Genomic DNA, 4,948 nt, shown 5'->3' on the forward strand with positions numbered 1-4,948 from the left:
GAGTAAGTGGGCGTCGGTATAGGGGCCATAATATTTATCTTTACCTTTGCCGATTTGCCGATTGCGAGTCATCAGGATGCGCGGATAATCTTCCGACCAGGTAATCAATATATATGGGTACTTTTTATCATCCTTGAGCAGGACATTAAAATGTGGCTGATGTTGTTTGATCAGATTAGCTTCTAGAGCTAAAGCTTCGGCTTCGGTATCGGTGACGATGAATTCAATTTCGGCGACTTGTCGCACCATCATGGCGATACGTGGCGAGTGATGGTTGCCTTCGCGGAAGTAAGAGCGGACGCGGGAGCGGAGTTTTTTGGATTTGCCGATGTAGAGGATGCGATCGCTCGCATCGCGCATGAAGTAGACTCCTGGTTCGGGGGGGATTTCTTGGAGACGCCGTTCGAGATTGGAGGCGGAGGTTGTAGAGAGGTCGATGGCCGTAGAATTGAGTTGTTGCTCTTGCAGCACAGGTAGTTCCTCAGCAAAACCGATCGTGACAATACAAATATTCTTACTGAAAATCCCGAAGATTGCTAATATGTTTGTATAATAAAGATCTCACTCGTACTGAGATCGGTCGATCGATCGATAAATTCGACCCTTACCGATCGCCCTATAAACACTCAATTGTCGAAAATCATCGGTTTAACGCTACTGAATTACGTTGAAATGCGGATACGGGTAGTTCGGGGCACGATGTTAGAATACGAGGGAGTATAGAACACAGTCGCCCGCAGAAAGCATTATGGATGAAATTGCACAATATTGGCTAGTACTCAAACGTCGTTGGATGCCCGCTGCTTTGGTTTTTGCCCTTACTACAGCAGTCGCAACGGTATGGACTTTCAAGCAACAGGAAATCTTCCAAGCCAAAGGACAGGTCATCCTGAAAAAGACTAACAAGACTAGTGCTTTGTTGAGCAGTGCAACCAATGCTGCTAGTGGTGGTGCGATTGGCGAACTGGAAGGCTTAACCGGAAGTACTCCAGTTAACACTCAAGCCGAAATTCTCAAGTCTCTGACCACGATTAAAGGCGCACTGATCGAGTTACGCGATGGCAAATATGCAAATAGACCAGAGCGCAAACGGCTAGACAAGTTTATCAATAAAAATGAGAGCTTCGTCCAACAACTAAAAGTAAGTAGTATTAAAAACACAGACTTACTGGAAGTTACTTTCCAAGATCCTAGTAGAGAATTGTCTAGAGACGTAGTTGAGAAAATCATGGAGATTTACATCCGTGACGATCGTACCAACCAACGTCGCGAAGCCGAAGCAGCTCGTAAATTCGTAGCGCAGGAACTGCCAAAAATCGAAAACGAAGTCAAGCAAGCTGAAAACGATCTCCGTCTATTTAAAGAACAATATAATGTCGTCGATCTGCCAACAGAATCTGTGAAGGCAGTAGAGACGATCACTAGCCTGAATAAAGAAATCACCTCGGCTTCGGCGCAACTCGCCGCCGAAACATCTCGGTTAGAGGGGTTGAAGAATTTATTTGGTGGTAGAGACGCACAAGCGACAATTCAATCCGGACTCGTTAGCGAATCGCCAGGATTGCAAAAATCGCTCAAAGAGTTGCAAGAAGTTGAAGCTAAAATTGCCACGGAAAGAACTCGGTTTAGCGACAACGATCCGAGCATTCTCAACCTCAAAGAAAAACGTCAAGCTTTAGTCGAAATACTCCAAAAACGGTTTAAACAAAGCTTAGTCGGCGAACAACAATTCCAAGGTAAACTTGTCGAATTGCAACCCTCGGGGATCCAGGGCAATCTGATTGCTGACTATGCTAAGAGTGAAGCACAACGGACGAGTTTGCAAAAACAAATTGCGGCATTGGTATATGTCGTCGATGCGTACAAACAGCGGATGAATGCGCTGCCAAAACTAGAGCAACAACAAAACGCCCTCGGACGCAAACTCGAAACCACGCGGACTAACTACAAGACCCTCTTGAGCAAGCTGCAAGAAATCGAAATTGCCGAAAACCAAACTCTGGGTAACTCTAGAATTCTCACCCATGCCGAGCTACCACAAGAAGCTCTCTCGCCCAAAAAAGGTCAGAACATTGCAATTGGTGGTTTCTTAGGGCTATTCTTAGGTGCCGCAACTGCATTCCTGCTTGATGGTGCCGACAAACGGATCAAAACTTCGGAAGAAGCCAAGAGCTTACTACCTGGTTACCCGATCTTGGGTCAAATCCCTGTATTTGAAAAATCGCGCCAATTGCCCAAACTCAGTAAGGGTGCGGCTAGAGCACCGGGTCAGTTGGTCTTGACTGGCATGACCACTGGGATCGAAGGTGAATCCTTCCGGATGTTGCAGACCAACCTGCAATTTTTGAACGCCGATGACAGCCTCAAAGTCGTTGTCGTCTCTAGTTCTCAGTCGGGAGAAGGTAAATCGACAGTTGCCGCTAACTTAGCTCTAGCAGTTGCCGAACTGGGCAAGAGAGTACTCTTGGTGGACGCAGATATGCGCAAACCAGCCCAACATCTGATTTGGAGACAGGGTAACTACGAAGGACTCAGTAACGTTCTCAGCGGTCAATGCGATCGCAAAACAGCCACTACTGAAATCCAACCCAACCTCTTCCTCGTGACAGCTGGCGTGGTACCGCCAAATCCAGTAGTCTTAATCGATTCCGTCCAAATGAGCACCTCCATCGCTCAATGGTCGCAAGAGTACGATTTAGTCATCATCGACGCACCACCGCTGACAGTTGCCGCCGATGCGGCGATCTTGGGCACCCAAGCAGGCGGGTTGGTATTCGTCCTCCGTCCCGGCGTCGCTGATAAAGAGTCCGTCGAATACGCTCAAGAAATCCTCAACCAATCTAAACTCAAAGTGCTGGGGATGGTACTCAATGGCGTGGATCTCGACAAGCAGAGCCGTTACAACCACTACTACTACTCTGCACAGACCACTAGAGGTGATGAAGGTAGCATCGGTTCTAAATTGTTAACCGGAACGACTACCAATCGGACTCGCTCCTAGATAGCTCTCGATCGACAAATCATCTAAATTAATGGGGTGCGAGTTTACTCGCATCCCATTTGGCGTTTGGATCGAAGAAACTTTGGTTGAGGCTGTTGGGTTTCGCTTCGTTCTACCCAACCTACAGATCTGTCAAGACAACAATCCATCTTTAAAGATGGGGTTTTAGACCCTACTTTCTGATAAACCTTCACCGTTTGGGGAAAATCCAACCCACCAGGGAGAGATAATTATCAATTATCAATTATCAATTATCAATTATCAATTATGGTCGCAGCTACCGATTTAGATAATCTCACCCACGATCGAGATCGCATCATCGCTCAGTGGCGGCAAGGATTGCGCCTGGGGCAACGGACGCTAGCCGATTGGCATTCTGGCCCTTTAGCAGTCTCCGCAGTTCCAGGGGCGGGAAAGTCCCATAGTATGGCTGTAGCTGCGGCGATAACCATCGCGCGCGAAAAATTGCACCAACGGCGTCAGTTGATAATCGTCACCCTGACGCGATCGGCAGCCGCCAATATTAAAGATAAAATCAAAAATTGTCTCCATGAATTGGGATTACCACCAATTGGATACAGCGTCAATACCATTCACAGCTTGGCATTGAGCATCGCCAGCAAGCATCCCGAATTATCTAAGCTCGATTTAACAGATCGCACCTTGGTAATGCCCTCAGCCAACCATAAACTAATCGAGGATACCGTTCAAAGCTGGCTGAGTCAGAACCCCCACAGTTATCGGTGTTTACTCGAAGGAGAAGGCTTCGACGGCGAGGAAACCGAACGCCTGCGCCGTCAATCGGTATTGCGGACGGAAGTACTACCCAGCTTGGCATTCACCGCTGTCCGCGAAGCTAAAAGTTCTGGTTTGTCACCCGCCGATTTATGGGAAGTTGCCAAATTATATCCCGATCGTTATGACATTTTGAGTATCGGAGCTGGCCTCTATCAGGCTTATCAAGCACTACTGGATACTCAAGGGTATCTAGACTACGACGAGATGATTGCTGGGGCTTTGCGGGTGATGAAAGACCCCACTGCGCGCAGATTGTGGCAGCAACAAGTTTATGCTGTATTTGAAGATGAAGCACAAGACTCCAGTCCCCTTCAAGAACAGCTACTACGCCATTTAGCTGAAATTCCCGATCGCCATCCATCCGAGCCAGATGTTCGTAGCGAACATCGACTCAATCTGATTCGCGTCGGCGATCCCAATCAAGCGATTAACTCCACCTTTACCCCCGCCGATCCCAAGTATTTTCGGGAATTTTGCCATGAATGTAGTCAAATTAACGATCTGAGCTTGCCGCGACTGGAAAAAATGGAGCAAGCCGGACGTAGTACCCAGGTAATTATGGATGCTGCCAATTTTGTCCTCGATTGGGGCAATAAATTCCTCCAACCGCCAACTCAATCTTCAGAGCGAGCCAACCACGACACCGCCGAGACAGAATCAGTCTTCTGGCTACAAACGATCCGTCCCGTATCGCCTGGAGACGCCCAACCAAATCCTACAGCCCAAGATGGTGGCGTAGAATTACATACACCCAGCGATGTCTACGAATCTGTCCGATCGATCGAGCAGCGATTGACGACGTTATTTAAAGCCAATCCGACGGCAAATGCGGCCATTTTAGTCCGCGAAAATCGCCAAGCAAAGTTCATCTTTGACAGGTTGGCTGATTGGAAACGGTTGCATCCCGAAATCAAACTTTTTGAAGCAGGTGAAGGCGATCGTACTTCTAAAATTCCAGGAGAATTACTGGTCTTATTTCAATTTATCACGCGCCCGCATTCTAGCGATTACCTCAAAGCCACGCTCAAAGTTTTACTAGAACGTAAATTAATCGATGCCCAAGATCTCGATGCACTAGCCATATTTCCCGAACGCTTTCTCTATCCGAGTATCTTAGAAATACCTCAGTCGCCAGCAGTCCGCCGCGCG

General features: G+C 47.7%; 3 protein-coding genes. 2 read left to right on the forward strand and 1 reads right to left on the reverse strand.

The window, feature by feature from the left end; genetic code table 11:
• On the reverse strand, window positions 1-468 hold a 468-nt coding region (locus tag C7B77_RS23905), incomplete at its 3' end, for a GIY-YIG nuclease family protein (protein WP_342761372.1).
• A 280-nt stretch (window positions 469-748) separates the two neighbouring features.
• Between C7B77_RS23905 and C7B77_RS23910 the strand changes: the two genes are divergently transcribed.
• Both C7B77_RS23910 and C7B77_RS23915 read left to right on the forward strand, forming a co-directional pair.
• Window positions 749-3,001: a GumC family protein gene (locus tag C7B77_RS23910; RefSeq protein WP_106310793.1), complete on the forward strand. Its 2,253-nt coding sequence runs from the start codon at window positions 749-751 to the stop codon at window positions 2,999-3,001.
• Window positions 3,002-3,268: 267 nt separating this feature from the next.
• The coding region (locus C7B77_RS23915; protein WP_106310796.1) for a UvrD-helicase domain-containing protein at window positions 3,269-4,948 on the forward strand (1,680 nt) is incomplete at its 3' end.

This window comes from Chamaesiphon polymorphus CCALA 037, from assembly GCF_003003845.1.
GTDB lineage: Bacteria > Cyanobacteriota > Cyanobacteriia > Cyanobacteriales > Chamaesiphonaceae > Chamaesiphon > Chamaesiphon polymorphus.